This is a genomic window from Staphylococcus cornubiensis (assembly GCF_900183575.1).
In the GTDB taxonomy this organism is placed as follows: Bacteria; Bacillota; Bacilli; order Staphylococcales; family Staphylococcaceae; genus Staphylococcus; species Staphylococcus cornubiensis.
This window is the reverse complement of sequence record NZ_FXUZ01000010.1, coordinates 1-15,364: the sequence shown is the minus strand read 5'-3', so window position 1 is coordinate 15,364 and position 15,364 is coordinate 1. Positions and strand designations below refer to the sequence as shown.

The 15,364-nt window shown below is 37.5% G+C and carries 12 protein-coding genes; 2 read left to right on the top strand and 10 right to left on the bottom strand.

What is annotated here, in order from left to right; all coding sequences use genetic code 11:
• Positions 1–24 precede the first annotated feature (24 nt).
• From rho to fdaB, 5 genes are all read right to left on the bottom strand, one after another.
• Entirely contained in the window at positions 25–1,338 is a 1,314-nt protein-coding gene (gene rho, locus CCE82_RS09370) for a transcription termination factor Rho (protein WP_086429136.1), read from the bottom strand.
• Between the two features lie 334 nt (positions 1,339–1,672).
• The gene (locus CCE82_RS09365; protein ID WP_086429135.1) at positions 1,673–3,106 is read right to left on the bottom strand and encodes an aldehyde dehydrogenase family protein; all 1,434 of its coding nucleotides are present in this window, start codon (positions 3,104–3,106) and stop codon (positions 1,673–1,675) included.
• 170 nt (positions 3,107–3,276) lie between these two features.
• A complete protein-coding gene (locus CCE82_RS09360; protein WP_086429134.1) occupies positions 3,277–3,606 on the bottom strand; it encodes a winged helix-turn-helix transcriptional regulator in 330 nt (109 codons plus the stop codon).
• A gap of 47 nt (positions 3,607–3,653) precedes the next feature.
• A complete protein-coding gene (locus CCE82_RS09355) occupies positions 3,654–4,919 on the bottom strand; it encodes a UDP-N-acetylglucosamine 1-carboxyvinyltransferase (RefSeq protein WP_086429133.1) in 1,266 nt (421 codons plus the stop codon).
• A gap of 364 nt (positions 4,920–5,283) precedes the next feature.
• On the bottom strand, positions 5,284–6,156 hold the full coding sequence (fdaB, locus tag CCE82_RS09350) for a class IIb fructose-bisphosphate aldolase FdaB (RefSeq protein ID WP_086429132.1): 873 nt from the start codon (positions 6,154–6,156) through the stop codon (positions 5,284–5,286).
• A 262-nt stretch (positions 6,157–6,418) separates the two neighbouring features.
• Between fdaB and CCE82_RS09345 the strand changes: the two genes are divergently transcribed.
• Positions 6,419–6,943, top strand: coding sequence for a DUF2529 family protein (locus CCE82_RS09345; RefSeq protein ID WP_086429131.1), 525 nt, complete (start codon positions 6,419–6,421; stop codon positions 6,941–6,943).
• 160 nt (positions 6,944–7,103) lie between these two features.
• Here the strand turns inward: CCE82_RS09345 and CCE82_RS13060 are convergent, their stop codons facing one another.
• The 5 genes from CCE82_RS13060 to CCE82_RS09325 all read right to left on the bottom strand — a co-directional run bounded on the left by CCE82_RS13060 (position 7,104) and on the right by CCE82_RS09325 (position 13,357).
• The gene (locus CCE82_RS13060) at positions 7,104–7,265 is read right to left on the bottom strand and encodes a hypothetical protein (protein ID WP_167370975.1); all 162 of its coding nucleotides are present in this window, start codon (positions 7,263–7,265) and stop codon (positions 7,104–7,106) included.
• A 129-nt stretch (positions 7,266–7,394) separates the two neighbouring features.
• Positions 7,395–8,753: a glycerol-3-phosphate transporter gene (gene glpT, locus CCE82_RS09340; protein ID WP_086429130.1), complete on the bottom strand. Its 1,359-nt coding sequence runs from the start codon at positions 8,751–8,753 to the stop codon at positions 7,395–7,397.
• Between the two features lie 881 nt (positions 8,754–9,634).
• On the bottom strand, positions 9,635–11,248 hold the full coding sequence (locus CCE82_RS09335) for a CTP synthase (protein ID WP_086429129.1): 1,614 nt from the start codon (positions 11,246–11,248) through the stop codon (positions 9,635–9,637).
• Positions 11,249–11,685: 437 nt separating this feature from the next.
• Positions 11,686–12,228, bottom strand: a complete 543-nt coding sequence (rpoE, locus tag CCE82_RS09330) for a DNA-directed RNA polymerase subunit delta (RefSeq protein WP_086429128.1) — start codon at positions 12,226–12,228, stop codon at positions 11,686–11,688.
• Positions 12,229–12,493: 265 nt separating this feature from the next.
• Positions 12,494–13,357 carry a GNAT family N-acetyltransferase gene (locus CCE82_RS09325; RefSeq protein ID WP_086429127.1) on the bottom strand — a complete coding sequence of 288 codons (864 nt, stop codon included), beginning with the start codon at positions 13,355–13,357 and terminating at the stop codon, positions 12,494–12,496.
• A gap of 170 nt (positions 13,358–13,527) precedes the next feature.
• Here CCE82_RS09325 and CCE82_RS09320 point away from each other — a divergent pair, with 170 nt between their 5' ends.
• Complete coding sequence (locus CCE82_RS09320; RefSeq protein ID WP_086429126.1) at positions 13,528–15,120, top strand: BCCT family transporter; 1,593 nt, start codon at positions 13,528–13,530, stop codon at positions 15,118–15,120.
• Positions 15,121–15,364: the final 244 nt, after the last annotated feature.

The following is a 15,364-nucleotide window of genomic DNA, read 5'->3' as shown; positions in this document are numbered from 1 at the left end:
ACCCTACATACGAAATTATTAAAATTAAATAATAGGTTTACCTGTCTTACTACTTTCTGCCGCACTTTGTTGTAACACTTCGAAAAATTCGGCATTGGATTTTGTTTTCTTTAACTTACGAATAAAACGCTCTGTAAAATCAGGCGAGTTTGAAAACATATTTCTTAGTTGCCATAAGCTATCCAATTCATTTTTCGGAATAAGGAGCTCTTCTTTACGTGTTGAACTTCTAGAAATATCAATCGCTGGGAAAATACGGCGCTCAGAAAGACGTCGGTCTAAATGTAACTCCATATTCCCTGTTCCTTTAAACTCCTCATAAATCATGTCATCCATACGTGAACCTGTATCAACTAATGCAGTGGCTAAAATCGTTAAACTGCCACCTGCTTCGATATTTCTCGCAGCACCAAAAAATGTTTTAGGTCCATGGAGTGATGCTGGGTCTAGACCACCCGACAACGTACGACCACTTGGCGGTACAACAAGGTTATATGCACGTGCTAATCGCGTAATCGAATCCATTAAAATAATGACATCTTCCCCAATCTCAACAAGACGTTTCGCACGCTCCAGTAACAATTCTGCTACTTTCACGTGATGTTTTGGATGTTCATCAAACGTTGAATGTACCACTTCTGCTTCGTCAACTGAGCGTTCAATGTCAGTCACTTCTTCTGGTCGTTCACCGATGAGAAGTATAAAAAGTTTTGCATTGGGTTTGTTCGTAACAATCGCATTCGCAATTTCTTTGAGTAAAGAGGTTTTACCTGCTTTAGGCGGTGCAACAATTAAGCCACGTTGACCTAAACCAATTGGCGTGATTAAATCCATCACACGTGTTGAATAATTTTGAGGTTCTGTTTCTAATTTGATTCTTTCATCTGGATATAAAGGTGTAAGAGCTTGGAAGTGAGGACGTTTTTTGACTTCTTCCGCATTGTGATCATTAACAAAGTCAACTTGAAGTAATCCATAGTATTTTTCGTTTTCTTTAGGCTTTCGAACTTTTCCAGTTACTTTATCACCTAATTTAATTTCGAACCGACGAATTTGACTGGCAGATATGTATATATCTTTCTCCCCTTTTGAGAAGTTTACGGTTCTTAAAAAACCATAGCCATCTGCTTGTATATCATCGAGGATACCTTCCATATAATAGTTACCATCTTGTTCCATTTGCGCTTCCATTATTGCAAGTACGAGTTCTTTTTTGTTTAATTTACTATAGTTAACAAGTTTAAGAGATTTTGCCTTTTCAGTGAGGGCTTTCGTTGTATAATTCTTATATAATTCATGAAAAGATTCATATTGCGGAGATGTTCTTTCCCTTGACATGTTAAACACTCATTTCATTTTAAAGTCTATTAATCGCAAATGTTACGATTAAACCTTACTATATCAAATAATATCCTTTATGACAAAATATCAATGGATTTTACAACAAAAATTCAAATTTCGTCCATAATCCCTGTACTTCCCACTCATAAGCAGGACTTCTATCTATCAACCTTTGCGCATCTGGGGATAGGACATAAAAATTTTCAAGTTTTGCTTTTCGTTCATCGTAGGAGAGGCGCCGGGACATAATTGCGTTTTCCATCACTATTTCATCATAAAAAAAGAAAAAGGCTCGGATATCGTCCTTGCCCTTTCCTAATGATTGAATCAGTTATTCACCTTTATAATAACCGGCGATCGATTTGACTTCTAAAAATTCTTCAATACCGAAGTCCCCCCATTCACGACCGATACCTGATTGCTTATAACCGCCGAATGGTAAATCTGGTGCACGTCCAGCTTCATTAATTTCAATCGTACCTGCTTCAATTGAACGTGCAACACGGATTAAATTGTCTTTATTTTTACCGAAAACGTAACCTGCAAGGCCGTATTTTGTATCATTCGCAATTTCAATCGCTTCGTCTAAATCTTTATAAGTGATAATTGACATAACCGGCCCAAAAATCTCTTCTTGTGCAATCGTCATTTGATTATTCACATTTGTAAAGATAGTAGGTTTTGCGAAATAACCTTTATCGAGGCCATCCGGTTTACCTGTGCCACCATAATAAAGCTCTGCACCTTCATCGATACCTTTTTGAATATAGTCTTGCACTTGGTTGTATTGTTTTTCACTGACAATAGGACCCATTTCTGTTTCCGTGTTTTGTGGATCGCCAACTTTAACATTGGCCATTTGTTTTTTCACTTCTTTTAAAAAGTCATCTTTAATGCTTTCTGGTACAAGTGTACGTGTGCCTGCAGTACAAACCTGTCCCGTATTATTAACCACTTTTTTCACTGCAGCTTTTGCCGCTTCTTCAAGGTCTGCATCGTCTAAAACGATAAATGGTGATTTACCACCTAATTCAAGTGATACTTTTTTGAAGTCTTTGCTTGCTGATTCCATAATTTTTGAACCTGTACCACCAGAACCTGTAAATGACATCATACGAACGTCTGGATGTTGGCTTAACGGTGTACCAACACCTTCACCGTCACCATTCACAAGGTTAAATACACCTTTAGGCACACCGACTTTCTCGAAAATTTCAGCTAAAATAATGGCTGCATAAGGCGTCATTTCAGAAGGTTTTAACACGACTGGACTTCCGGCTGCAAATGCGGCTGCTAATTTCAATGATGTTTGGTTCGTAGGGAAGTTCCAAGGCGTCACAAGTCCAGCGACACCAATCGCTTCTTTCACGATTAAATTATCGCCTCTACGTTCTTCAAATCGGAAATTATCCAACGCATCACGTGCTGCTTTGAAATGGTTGAGTCCCATTTGATAGTGCACTTTCTCTGATTGCGTCACAGGTGCACCAAGTTCTAAAGTCATGGCTTCTATTAAATCATCTTTACGATTTTCATATTCTTTAACTATGCGATCTAACAATTCTTGTCGTTCTTTAACTGTAGAGTTACGAAATGAAAGATAGACGTCATGAGCAGCTTGAACTGCTTGGTCCACATCTGCTTTATTCCCTTTCGCGATATGACCCAATACTTCTTCTGTGGCAGGGTTGATGACTTCCATTGTTTCGCCGCTATTACTTTCAACCCATTCACCGTTTATAAATTGCTTCGTTTGATCTCTCATGAACAAACACTCCTTCATTTAATATCGTATCCTTAGTATTACCATGTTCATTCGATTTTAAACCCAATAAAAGAAATCAAAAATATTCTGTCATGTTATAAAATGTATGCAAAATATAAAAGAGTAAGCACATACGCCAACTTTTCGCGATGTCTTACTCTTTGATATCATTATTGCGCTTTTTCCTCTAAATCAATATAGTCATGCGCCCAAGTTTCAAGAGGTTCTAATGCACGTGCGAGTGCTACACCTTTTTCAGTTAAATGGTAACAAACTGACGGTGGATTTGTAGAAATAACTTCTTTCGTTAATAAATCTGCATCAGCCAACTCAGCAACTTTCATTGACAACGCTCTATTTGTAATAGGGCGTAAATGTCTTTTCATCTCTGAGAAATGCGCTTTATATCCATCACAGGTAGAAAGGTAATGTAAAATTAAACCGTTCCAACTGCGCCCTAATATTTTAAATGTTTCTTCTAAATATGGACATACTTCCATGGTTATCACCTCACATCTTTAAATTTGTGATAACAATACATACCGGATTAAGCTTCAACTTGCTCCGTCCAAATATCAGCACCTAACGCTTTAAGTGTTTTCACAATATCTGTATAACCTCGGTAGATATGCTTAACATTATAAATCGTTGTCACACCTTCTGCTAATAACCCGGCAACAATCAAACATGCACCAGCACGCAAGTCACTTGCATACACTTCAGCACCTGATAATTGTGAAGGTTTCACTGTTGCAGTACTTTGATCTGCTGTTATCAATCCATTCATTTTTTGTAATTCTTTCACATGTCTGAAGCGCTCTGGATAAATCGTTTCAGTGACAAAACTTGGTCCATTTGCTAGGAAGAGTAAAGGCGTAATAGGTTGTTGTAAATCCGTTGCAAAACCGGGGTACACAAGCGTTTTAATATCTACGCTTTTATAAGGTGCAGAAGATTGAACTATCATGTAGTCATCGCCTGTCTCTATTGTAACACCTAACTCTTTCAATTTCACAGTGAGTGCCTCCATATGTTTCGGAATGATGTTGTCGATATGCACCGACTCCCCACAAGCGGCCGCAATACACATGTACGTTCCCGCTTCGATACGATCCGGAATAATGGAATGGCGACTCCCATGTAAATGAGGAACACCTACAATTTTAATTGAACTCGTTCCTGCACCCGTTACTTTTGCACCCATACTATTTAAAAAGTTAGCAACATCAACGACTTCAGGCTCTTTTGCAGCATTTTCAATAATCGTCTGTCCTTCAGCACGTGTCGCAGCAAGCATAATATTAATTGTTGCACCGACACTGACAATATCTAAATAAATGTTCGCACCAACGAGTCGGTCAGCCTCAATTTTCATCGACGTCATGCTCGACTCATCTACCGTTGCACCTAAAGCCTTGAAACCTTTAATATGTTGATCAATCGGTCTTGGGCCAAGCGGACATCCTCCAGGTAAACCAATGACACACTTTTTAAAGCGACCGAGCATTGCCCCCATCATGTAGTATGAAGCACGCAAAGACTCAACTTTATTATTCGGCAAAGGGGCATTTTCAATGTTTGTTGGATCTACTGATAAAGTTGTCCCGTTGAGTTCAGTTTTGATGTTTAAATCTCCCAATAAACTGACTAAAGTTTCAACATCTGAAATTTGCGGTAATCCATCTAACGTTACCGGTGCTTCCGCCATTAATGTGGCTGGAATAATCGCAACAGAACTATTTTTCGCACCGTTAATTTCAACGCTTCCTTTTAAAGTTTGACCACCTCTTATTTTTATCACTTCTTGTGCCATGTCATTGAACTCCTTTTCCCTTGCTCATTTTAACCTTAAATTACTATATTAAAAGCATTATAATGTAATTTTTTTCAAATTGCAAAATGAAAAAACGACGATTTAAGATGTTTCGTGATGCTTTCTGTTTGATTTTTGCGAAAAGCATCGTCATTTTTAGTTCTTCTAATCCATTGAATATGCGACATTTCAACATGCATATCAATATGAATTATGAAACTGAAAATTTTTCAGAACCAAGCCTTTGTCTACATACGAAAAAGAGAGTAGTTTCACAAGTTGTGACCAGACTACTCTCCTTTTTATATATTGTGTATGTAAGACTTAAATCATGTAATTCCCGCCTTACACATCATCTACTTAATTAACCTTTAATGTTGTCCGCTTTTCCAGAAGTACCGAACTCTCTAATTTTACCGATAACTGTTTCTTTAATTGCTTCACGAGCAGGCCCTAAATATTTACGTGGATCGTAAACTTCTTTGTCTTGATCCAATACTTCACGTACACGTTTAGCTGAAGCAATTTGGTTTTCAGTGTTGACATTGATTTTAGCAGTTCCAAATGAAATCGCTTTTTTAATGTCATGTGTAGGAATTCCAGTACCACCGTGTAATACTAATGGTAAACCAGTTGACGCACCGATTTCTTCCATTTCTTTAAAGCCTAAGTTTGGTTCACCTTTGTATGGTCCGTGAACTGAACCTAAAGCAGGTGCTAATGTATCAATACCTGTAGCTTTAACTAAGTTTTGACATTCCATAGGGTCAGCGTAAATCACACCCTCCGCTACAACGTCATCTTCTTGACCGCCAACAGTTCCTAATTCAGCCTCAACAGATACACCACGTTCGTGCGCGTATTCTACAACTTTTTTCGTAATTTTTACGTTGTCTTCGTATGGCTCATGTGACGCATCGATCATCACAGATGTGAAACCTGCATCAATCGCTTCTTTACATTTTTCAAAGCTTGAACCATGGTCTAAGTGAATCGCTACCGGAATTGTAATTTCGTAGTCATGTAATAGTCCCTCTACCATTTTAACTACAGTATAGAAGCCACCCATGTAACGTGCTGCTCCCTCAGATACACCAAGAATTACAGGTGCATTCTCTTCTTGAGACGCTTGTAAAATTGCTTGTGTAAACTCCAAGTTGTTTAGGTTATATTGACCTACAGCATAACCATTTTCTTTTGCGTCGATTAACATTTCTTTCATTGAAACTAAAGGCATGAAAGTTCCTCCTTGCGTGCATGTCGCACGAATATTTATAAGTACAGTATAGCAAAGTCATTCCTAATATGCACCGCAAAATCGCAGTAAATTTGTGAAAAATATCGTAATTTCTAATGTAAGCGCAACCATTGCTGTGTATTGATTCTCGCACGATTATTTTATAAAATGAATTTTGAATTTCCTATCGTCAACAGCTGTTTTAAAGTCAAAAATTTAATTTTATATATATACAAAAAATGATATAAAGGAGGAGATGTAGATGTCTAAAATACTTACAACACAATTAACAGGGGTGTTTAATCGGCTCGATCAACAAGAACTCGATATTCAAATGGCCGCTCAAAGTCTGATTCAAGCAATAGGTGGAGAAGGGCACGTCTATATTAAAGGTTATGGCGATTTAAAATGTTTTGAGCCGTATATCTTAACAAGTTTTGAGAAATTACATTCAAGTTTGGCATTAGAGGACTGCCCATCTTTTGATGCATTGGATACGACAGATAGAGTTTTATTGTTTGGTGCGGAATATAGCGAAGAAATGGCAAAAGATTTAGAGCAATTAATAGCAGATGACCGCGATGTTGTGGTCATTACGAACAAACCAAAATCCGTGACATTGCCAGATCATTTGATGCACTTTATCAATTTATCGACACCAAGACCTATTGTTTATACTGAGGATTATGACAAAGTCGTACAGCCCCATCTCATCGCGTTGAATTACGTTTATTACGAGATTTATACGCAAATGGTCGAAATGATGCGGGATTTAGATTTGGAATAGCATTTTTTGCAACGTTACTTTTAGGATATGATATGGAAAGATTCCGACTGGGAAAACTTAATGTCCCAGTCACTTTTCCATTTTTGTACACTGAAAATGTCCTTGATGATTGACGAGATTTTCAGTGTATCACTCCTCTCAATGAAATGTTGCCCCTATGTTACTCCTTCTCTTTCTTTTTGAACACATACTCAATGATAGAATAAACGACTAAAGTAATGATGGTAATGATGCAAGTCGGAATGATCATATCGTTCCAAATAAAGTGCGCGACTAAAATAGACGCAATGATAAACCAAATGAATTTCAACCAGAATTGCATTGCGATACACCTCCACTTGTGACACATTTTATCATTTATTTTAAATGTATAAAAATATCATTTAATAATGGTATACAAAAAAAGACAAGCATCTCTTATATCTCAAAAGATACCTGTCTTGCTTTAATTTTAATGTACGACTTCTTGTCCACGCTTATTCCATGTGAAGATAAAGCTAATCATCGCTAATACACTAATAATTGTTAATAAAATGAAGCCTGCGCTCCAACCCATATGATCCACAATCGCACCCATTACGATATTAGCCATTACAGCACCACCAAGGTAACCGAATAAACCTGTTAAACCAGCTGCAGTCCCCGCTGCTTTTTTCGGTACATAGTCCAATGCTTGTAAACCAATCAACATCACTGGACCGTAAATTAAAAAGCCGATAGTGATTAATGCAAGATTATCAACAAGTGGATTGCCTGGCGGGTTAAGCCAGTATACGACAACCGCGATTGTTACACCGATCATGAAAATAAAGCCTGCTGGACCACGACGGCCTTTGAACACTTTATCGGATAACCAACCACAAATCAGTGTACCCGGAATACCTGCCCACTCGTATAAAAAGTAAGCCCATCCTGATTCTTTCATATCAAAACTTTTCACTTCGCTTAAATAGAGCGGTGCCCAGTCTAACACGCCGTAACGTACAAAGTAGACGAAAATATTGGCAATCGCGATAATCCATACCCATTTATTGTTGAGCACGTATTTGAACAAAATTTCTTTCGTCGTCAATTCTGTTTCAAATGTCTCTTTCTTTTGAGTTGGATAATCATTGCGATATGCTTCAATTGACGGTAAACCTTCTGATTGCGGCGTATCACGCACTAAAACGTATGATGCAATGGCAATCACAATCGCAACGAGCGCTGGATAAATAAACGCCCCTTCAAAACCTTGTAAATAGCCAAAGCTCAGTGAACCTGTCAAATAAATCCCAAATAATGCGATCGGCGCCATTAAACCGCCACCCACGTTATGTGCGACATTCCAAATAGCTGTTTTACTTCCGCGTTCACTCACACTAAACCAATGCACGAGCACACGACCAGAAGGCGGCCATCCCATACCTTGGAACCAACCATTGAGGAACAGCATGATGAACATGATCGTGACACTTGATGTTAACGCCGGTATGAAACCCATGAGCAAGTTGACAATAGCGGTTAACACAAGGCCTAACGTTAAAAAGATACGCGCATTACTTCTATCACTGACCGTACCCATCACAAACTTACTAAAACCATAAGCAATCGAAATCGCGGATAACGCAAAACCGAGTTCCGCTTTCGAAAAGCCCATGTCCGCTAAGTAAGGCATGGCAATAGAAAAGTTTTTACGCAACAAGTAATAACCTGCATAGCCTAAAAAGATACCGATAAACACTTGGAGCCTTAACTTTTTATACGCTTCATCTTGTTGACTTTCTGGCACAGGTGTCGCAGCTGCAGGCGGTTTTAAAAACTTAAACATATGTATCCTCCCCTTTATTATTAAAAAAATATTAATTTCATGTAAAGTTTATGCATTGTCACAAAGTTTGTCAATCGCATTTTTACAACTTTGTAAGGGGTTTCAACTCAATATGATGGTTTTCTTTTATCATAAGTAAAGAAGATGGAATTATAAAAATTTTTAATGCTATTGATGCAGAACTTTATTTAACTTGCCCTTTTGCTATGAAATGTGTGTTTGATTGTCCTCATGGCTTCGCGTTTCCTAGGGGCTGGCCCTTCAACTAACTAACGCTTGATTCAACAGTTACATTTGTTGAAGCGTTAGTGGATTTTCCGGACCAGCTGATTCCTCAAGAGTCTCAGCCTTTTGGGCAATCTTACATCAAATGCAGTCACTAAGGGCAAGTTTAACAATGGAGACAATTCATATCATCCATTTTTTATGTTCTATTCATCCTCATTTTTCGATGATATTATCATTAATAATTAAAATAAGTCCATCAATAAGATATAGGCCGGAAAACTCAATTGTCACCGATTCCCTCTCCATAAGTGAAAATCAAAATATTGAAGTATAAAATCAATTAAGGTGAATGGGAATCAAAAAATTTGATTCCCATTCACCTTATAAGCTTGCTTCATTGATACGCAGCATTTAAATTTAAATTGCTAAAATGGGCGAGATTTCTGTACTCCCCCCAATATCCAAATCAGCTTCCAACTCGTCTCCAGTTCAATCAATCCGAATTACGTTGAGGTAAGTGCCCTAGGAATATGAGCCCACGACAACAATTGCGGAAATTTAAAGCATGACCAACGAGCGCGTTTGATAATAATAAATCAAGGTGAGACAACCGGAAATTTTATATCCCAGTCCTCTTCACGTCTGCGATTACTCTATTTCGTTTTATTTTGTTGTAATACTGCCGCTTCGATAAATGATTTGAAAATCGGTTGCGGACGGTTGGGTCTTGATAAAAACTCTGGGTGGAATTGACATGCGATAAAGAATGGATGTTCTTTCAATTCAACCATTTCAACTAAACGGCCGTCTGGGCTTGTACCTGAGAAGATCATGCCTGCCGCTTCAAGTTGTTCTCTGTATTCGTTGTTGAACTCATAACGGTGACGGTGACGTTCTTCCACTTCTGTTTTACCGTAGATTTTTTCAGCTAATGTACCTTCTTGAATCGTACATGGGTATAAACCTAAACGTAATGTGCCCCCTAAGTCCTCGATATCTTTTTGTTCTGGTAATAAATCGATAACTGGGTATGGTGTGTTTGGATCTAACTCAGCTGAGTGCGCGCCTTCTAGACCTACAACGTGACGTGCATATTCCACTGTCGCAAGTTGCATTCCTAAACAAATACCGAAGAACGGAATTTGTTGTTCACGTGCATATTTAATCGCTGAAATTTTACCTTCACTTGCACGGAAACCAAAACCACCTGGTACGAGAATACCATCTACATCGGATAAGTATTCTGCAGCGTTCTCATCATTCACTTCACTTGAATCAATCCAACGAATCTCAATATCTTTCATAAATTGGTAACCGGCATGTTTAAGTGATTCTGCAACTGAAAGGTACGCATCTTGTAATGACACATATTTACCTACAAGACCAATTGTCACTTTACCTTCTAAGTTATTCACAACGCGTAATAAATGATTCCATTCATCAAGTTGCGTATCACGATCCACTTGTAAACCTAAGCGCTCAATAACTAAATCATCCATGTTTTGATGGCTTAATTGTAACGGAATTTCGTAAAGTGATTCTGCATCACGACATTCGATGACACTTTCTTTATCAATGTCACAGAACAACGCAATTTTATCTTTTAAGTCTTGTGTCATTTCATATTCTGTACGCACAACGATTAAGTCAGGTTGAATCCCTAAACCACGCAATTCTTTCACACTATGTTGTGTTGGTTTCGTTTTCATTTCTCCTGCAGCTTTAATGTATGGTAGGAGCGTACAGTGCACATACATCACGTTGTCACGACCTAAATCACTCTTAATTTGACGAATCGCTTCGATAAACGGTAAAGATTCAATGTCCCCTGTTGTACCACCGATTTCTGTAATGACAACATCTGCGTTTGTGCTTTCTCCAGCAAGTAACAGACGTGACTTGATTTCGTTAGTAATATGTGGAATGACTTGAACTGTTCCACCTAAATAGTCACCACGGCGTTCTTTTTGGAGCACGTGTGAGTAAACTTTCCCTGCTGTTACGTTAGAGTATTGGTTTAAGTTAATATCGATAAAACGTTCATAATGACCTAAGTCTAAGTCTGTTTCTGCACCATCATCTGTAACGAATACTTCCCCGTGTTGATATGGACTCATTGTACCTGGATCCACATTTAAATAAGGGTCGAATTTTTGGATTGTCACCTTTAATCCTCTATCTTTTAATAAGCGTCCTAGTGAAGCAGCCGTAATCCCTTTACCTAATGATGAAACCACGCCACCAGTTACGAAAATAAATTTAGTCATAATTTCATTTCCTCCTCGTTTGTTGTCAGAAGTACCTTTCAAAATGTAGGGGTGAAGTTGTGTGCCAATCATTTATTATGCGCAGAACAGCATTCTCATTTTTAAAAGTTTTCATTGTCTTACTCTCGTATGGATGGCGCTCAAGGTTAAACATGCTTATCTTTTATGTTCGACCCACTTAAACCCATTAGTAATACAATGTGACATTTAATATTGAGAATCATTTATGTCCACAAGCTTTAATAAAATTAAAAAAGTTCCCACTCACAATATCATGATTGTAAGGGGAACCTTAACGATAGATGAGACTCGTTATTTCGGAGCCATCACTACTTTCTATCGTTCTCATTTATTTATCCGTCCTAATTAAAGGAGCCCGAATAAAATTTTATCATGTTGTCGTAAAAAGTCAATAAACTTTATTTAGAAATCAGAAATTAAAACGTTTCTTCCTCTTCATCTTCTTCAAGTTCATCGTCTTCATCGTATGTTTCATCAATCTCTTCTTCATCTTCTTCTACAACAAGGTCTGACTCTTCAATTTCATCTTCAACACGTTCATCTTCAGGATCATCTAAATCTTCTTGATCATCCGTACGATTCGGAATATTGTCATCGCCTTCCAAATCATCTTCGCCTAATAACGTTAAGTTTTTATCTTCTTCGTCATCTTCATCAAGAATATCAAATTTTTGAATTGTTGGTGCGATTTTCTCTTCAATATCATCTACTGAATACCAATCGCGAAGACCCCAAACATTATCGCCTACACTTAAAAAACGGCCATCCGTATTTAAATCTGTGTAAAATTGAACGATACGGTCTTCAATTTGTGCATCTTCGTAATGACCAATACGTTTAAACTCATCAATAATATCATAAAGGTTCATTGTTGCATTTTGCTCACTTAAAAGCGTATAGGCCATATCAATAAATGATTTTTCATCAACCATTTCTTGTGTGTAATCTTGTAATTTCATCAGCACATCTTCCTTTCAAAGGTTAACATTTCTCTTCATTCAGATATTTCAAACTGTAAAAAACGGGCACGCCTAATCGTTGCCCATCATATGTTGCTATGCATTCATACACATCTATCGCATGACAGACGCGTTTTAAACATCCACTTTAACAAAATTAAATTATAAATGACTGCTGATGATTTCGCAATGTTTTCAGTTAGATTTTTCAAAGCCTTCTGTAATCGTTATTGCATTAGAACGAGGTAAACAGTGCCTCACTCCGCTAATAATTAATATATTTTTCTAACGTGACATAGTCATCAGTCGTCACTGTCTCAACGAAATTACTCTTATGAAACAGCGGTGTGAGTTGATGATTAGGACCAAATAAAGTCGTTTCAATGACTGTTATTTCATGGTTTTCTTTTCGAACATATGTTGCTAATTGACGAAGTGCATTTTGTGCAATGCCCGTATCTCTATGATCATCATCTACATAAAGTGCGCGTATCATAAGTCGTTCGTTAAAAGCCTCAATCGCTATAAACCCTACTTTTTGATGATCTAAAACTAAGTCTACAATTTCAATCGGTCCCGCATTAGAATCTTCACTCTTTTGTAATTTTAAAGATGACACATACTTATGGTCCAAATCAAGATAATACAGACGCTCTTTACCGATAGGTCCTTCCTCTTTTGTCGCGGTATGCATAAAACCTGCACGTTCATACACGTTCCAAGCCGCTTCATTTTCTGCATCCACGACTAAATACAAATGATTAAAATCCGGAAAAATCATTTGAACATATTCCGGTAATGTCATCATAATTTTCGTTCCATATCCATTCCCTTGATACGCTTCATTAATTGACAACGAACGAATATACACGACTTCATAAGGTGTATCATAGCCCTCGTGTTGATAATGTTGATGTAAAACAAAAAAACCAATCACTTCATCTTGATCATTCAACACAATGTTCGCGACTCTGTTTTCATCATTCAATGCATCATCCAAAACTTCTTTGGGTAAAGAGGAATAAATGCGTTGTCTCTCATTTAATTCAAATTGAAATAAAGCGTCACGGTATTGCTTATCATATAATTGTATAGTAATATCATCAAAGCGTTTACTTTTGATTTTCATTATTTTATCCATCCCTTTATTTTTTATTCTCCATATATAATGTTGACATAATTAAAGGGGTTCAAACAAATTTTTATAGGGATATTTTAGAACTTTTACAGTTAAACGCTTCATTGTTTTCTACACCAATCATTATCCCTCAATTTCATAGCATTAAGAAAGGGGTTCACATGAACAAGCACAACAATTTAAAGAAAAAGAATCGCAATATTGTTTACACCGTTTCTTTTAGCATTATTTTAATTCTCACTTTGTTAGCAGCTATTTTTCCTAAAACATTTGGCGCTTATGCTCAAAATACATACGATATGCTCGCTTTAAACTTTGGATGGCTGTTTTTAATTATTGTTTTTGTACTTGATATTTTCTTAATTTTCTTAGCACTTTCAAGATATGGCCGATTCAAGTTAGGACGCGATGACGAAGAACCTGAATTTTCGTTTATGTCGTGGATTGGTATGTTATTTTCAGCTGGCTTAGGTGTCGGAATCGTCTTTTGGGGCGTTGCCGAACCGTTAACGCATTACTTACATTCACCGTTTCCAAAGCGTGTTGATGGTCAAACAGTTGAATCTGCACGTCTCGCGATGGGTTATACTTTTTTCCATTGGGGCATTTCGCAGTGGTCTATCTTTGCGATGAGTGGTTTAGTGGTCGCTTATTTCCAGTTCCGCAAAAATCGTGATGGTCTCATTTCAACCGCGATGGAACCTGTTTTTGGAGAGACGTACAAACGTCCTTATCGTAATATTATTGACATTTTAGCGATTATCGCGACAGTGATGGGGATTGCCACTTCAATTGGTCTCGGTATTTTACAAATTGCTGGTGGTCTCAATCATGTCTTTAAAGTGCCGAACACTTCGCTAACATTGATTTTGATTACCTTACTGATGACACTCATTTTCCTCGGTTCTGCATTAACGGGTATTAACCGCGGTGTGAAGTGGCTCAGTAATTTAAATATTATTATTGGTGCATTGCTGTTACTATTTATCTACATTTTTGGTGACTTACGTTTTATCGTTGAGACTTTTACGGTTTCTATCGGTGACTATCTCACGCATTTCGTACAATATAGTTTACGTATGGATCCTTATACGGGTGACAATTCTTGGATTCAAAAATGGACAGTGTTCTACTGGGCATGGGTGATTTCTTGGTCGCCATTTATTGGTGGTTTTGTTGCGCGTGTCTCAAGAGGTCGTACAATACGTGAATTTGTCGTCGGCGTGCTGATCATTCCGCCATGTATTTCATTTTTATGGATTTCTGGGTTTGGCGGAACAGCGATTAATTGGGCCCTCCATCATCATGACGGAATCGAAAAAGTTGTCGATCAAGATTATACTGTCGCACTCTTTGAATTGCTTAGTAAGTTTCCTTTATACGAACTAACAAGTGCTCTGGCGATTATTTTAATTTTTACATTTATCGTCACAAGTGCAGACTCCACAACACATATCGTCTCAGGTATGGCAACAGGTGGTGTTCAAAACCCGAAACGTAAGCATAAAATGGTATGGGGCATCTTAATTGGTGCGATTTCAGTTGCATTAACTGTTGCAGGTGGACTTACAAGTTTACAAACAGCATCTGTTGTGACAGGATTACCATTCTCTATTATTTTATTACTGATGATTTTCTCATTGATGAATGCCTTAAGACGTGAACATACGAAACATTTTAAAATGACGCATATTGATGATGAAAAAGACTTTTCTCGTACAATAGAAGAACGCGAACGAGATAATGAGATGTAAGTTCGTCAATTGATTTTGGGGGTGGGACATAAAAAAATTGATGATATTGATGCAATATATTGTTTAACTTGCCCTTCCGCTATGGAGTATGTTTTTGATTGCCCTCATGGCTTCGCGTTCTTACTGTTTTGCAAGTGTTTTTTTAGTATTTTGGCATCGCTGAACTACACCTAGCTGATTTTAAAATTTTTTTCTAGGTGTTATACTGAATATGTAGGAAAAATTTGAGTTGTTTAGTCATAAC

Coding starts and splice junctions, on each gene's coding strand:
- CCE82_RS09355 (WP_086429133.1), bottom strand. CDS start 4,919: ATGGCACAAGAAGTGATAAAAATAAGAGGTGGTCAAACTTTAAAAGGA.
- rho (WP_086429136.1), bottom strand. CDS start 1,338: ATGTCAAGGGAAAGAACATCTCCGCAATATGAATCTTTTCATGAATTA.
- CCE82_RS09365 (WP_086429135.1), bottom strand. CDS start 3,106: ATGAGAGATCAAACGAAGCAATTTATAAACGGTGAATGGGTTGAAAGT.
- CCE82_RS09320 (WP_086429126.1), top strand. CDS start 13,528: ATGAACAAGCACAACAATTTAAAGAAAAAGAATCGCAATATTGTTTAC.
- CCE82_RS09325 (WP_086429127.1), bottom strand. CDS start 13,357: ATGAAAATCAAAAGTAAACGCTTTGATGATATTACTATACAATTATAT.
- CCE82_RS09335 (WP_086429129.1), bottom strand. CDS start 11,248: ATGACTAAATTTATTTTCGTAACTGGTGGCGTGGTTTCATCATTAGGT.
- CCE82_RS09360 (WP_086429134.1), bottom strand. CDS start 3,606: ATGGAAGTATGTCCATATTTAGAAGAAACATTTAAAATATTAGGGCGC.
- rpoE (WP_086429128.1), bottom strand. CDS start 12,228: ATGAAATTACAAGATTACACACAAGAAATGGTTGATGAAAAATCATTT.
- glpT (WP_086429130.1), bottom strand. CDS start 8,753: ATGTTTAAGTTTTTAAAACCGCCTGCAGCTGCGACACCTGTGCCAGAA.
- CCE82_RS09345 (WP_086429131.1), top strand. CDS start 6,419: ATGTCTAAAATACTTACAACACAATTAACAGGGGTGTTTAATCGGCTC.
- fdaB (WP_086429132.1), bottom strand. CDS start 6,156: ATGCCTTTAGTTTCAATGAAAGAAATGTTAATCGACGCAAAAGAAAAT.
- CCE82_RS13060 (WP_167370975.1), bottom strand. CDS start 7,265: ATGCAATTCTGGTTGAAATTCATTTGGTTTATCATTGCGTCTATTTTA.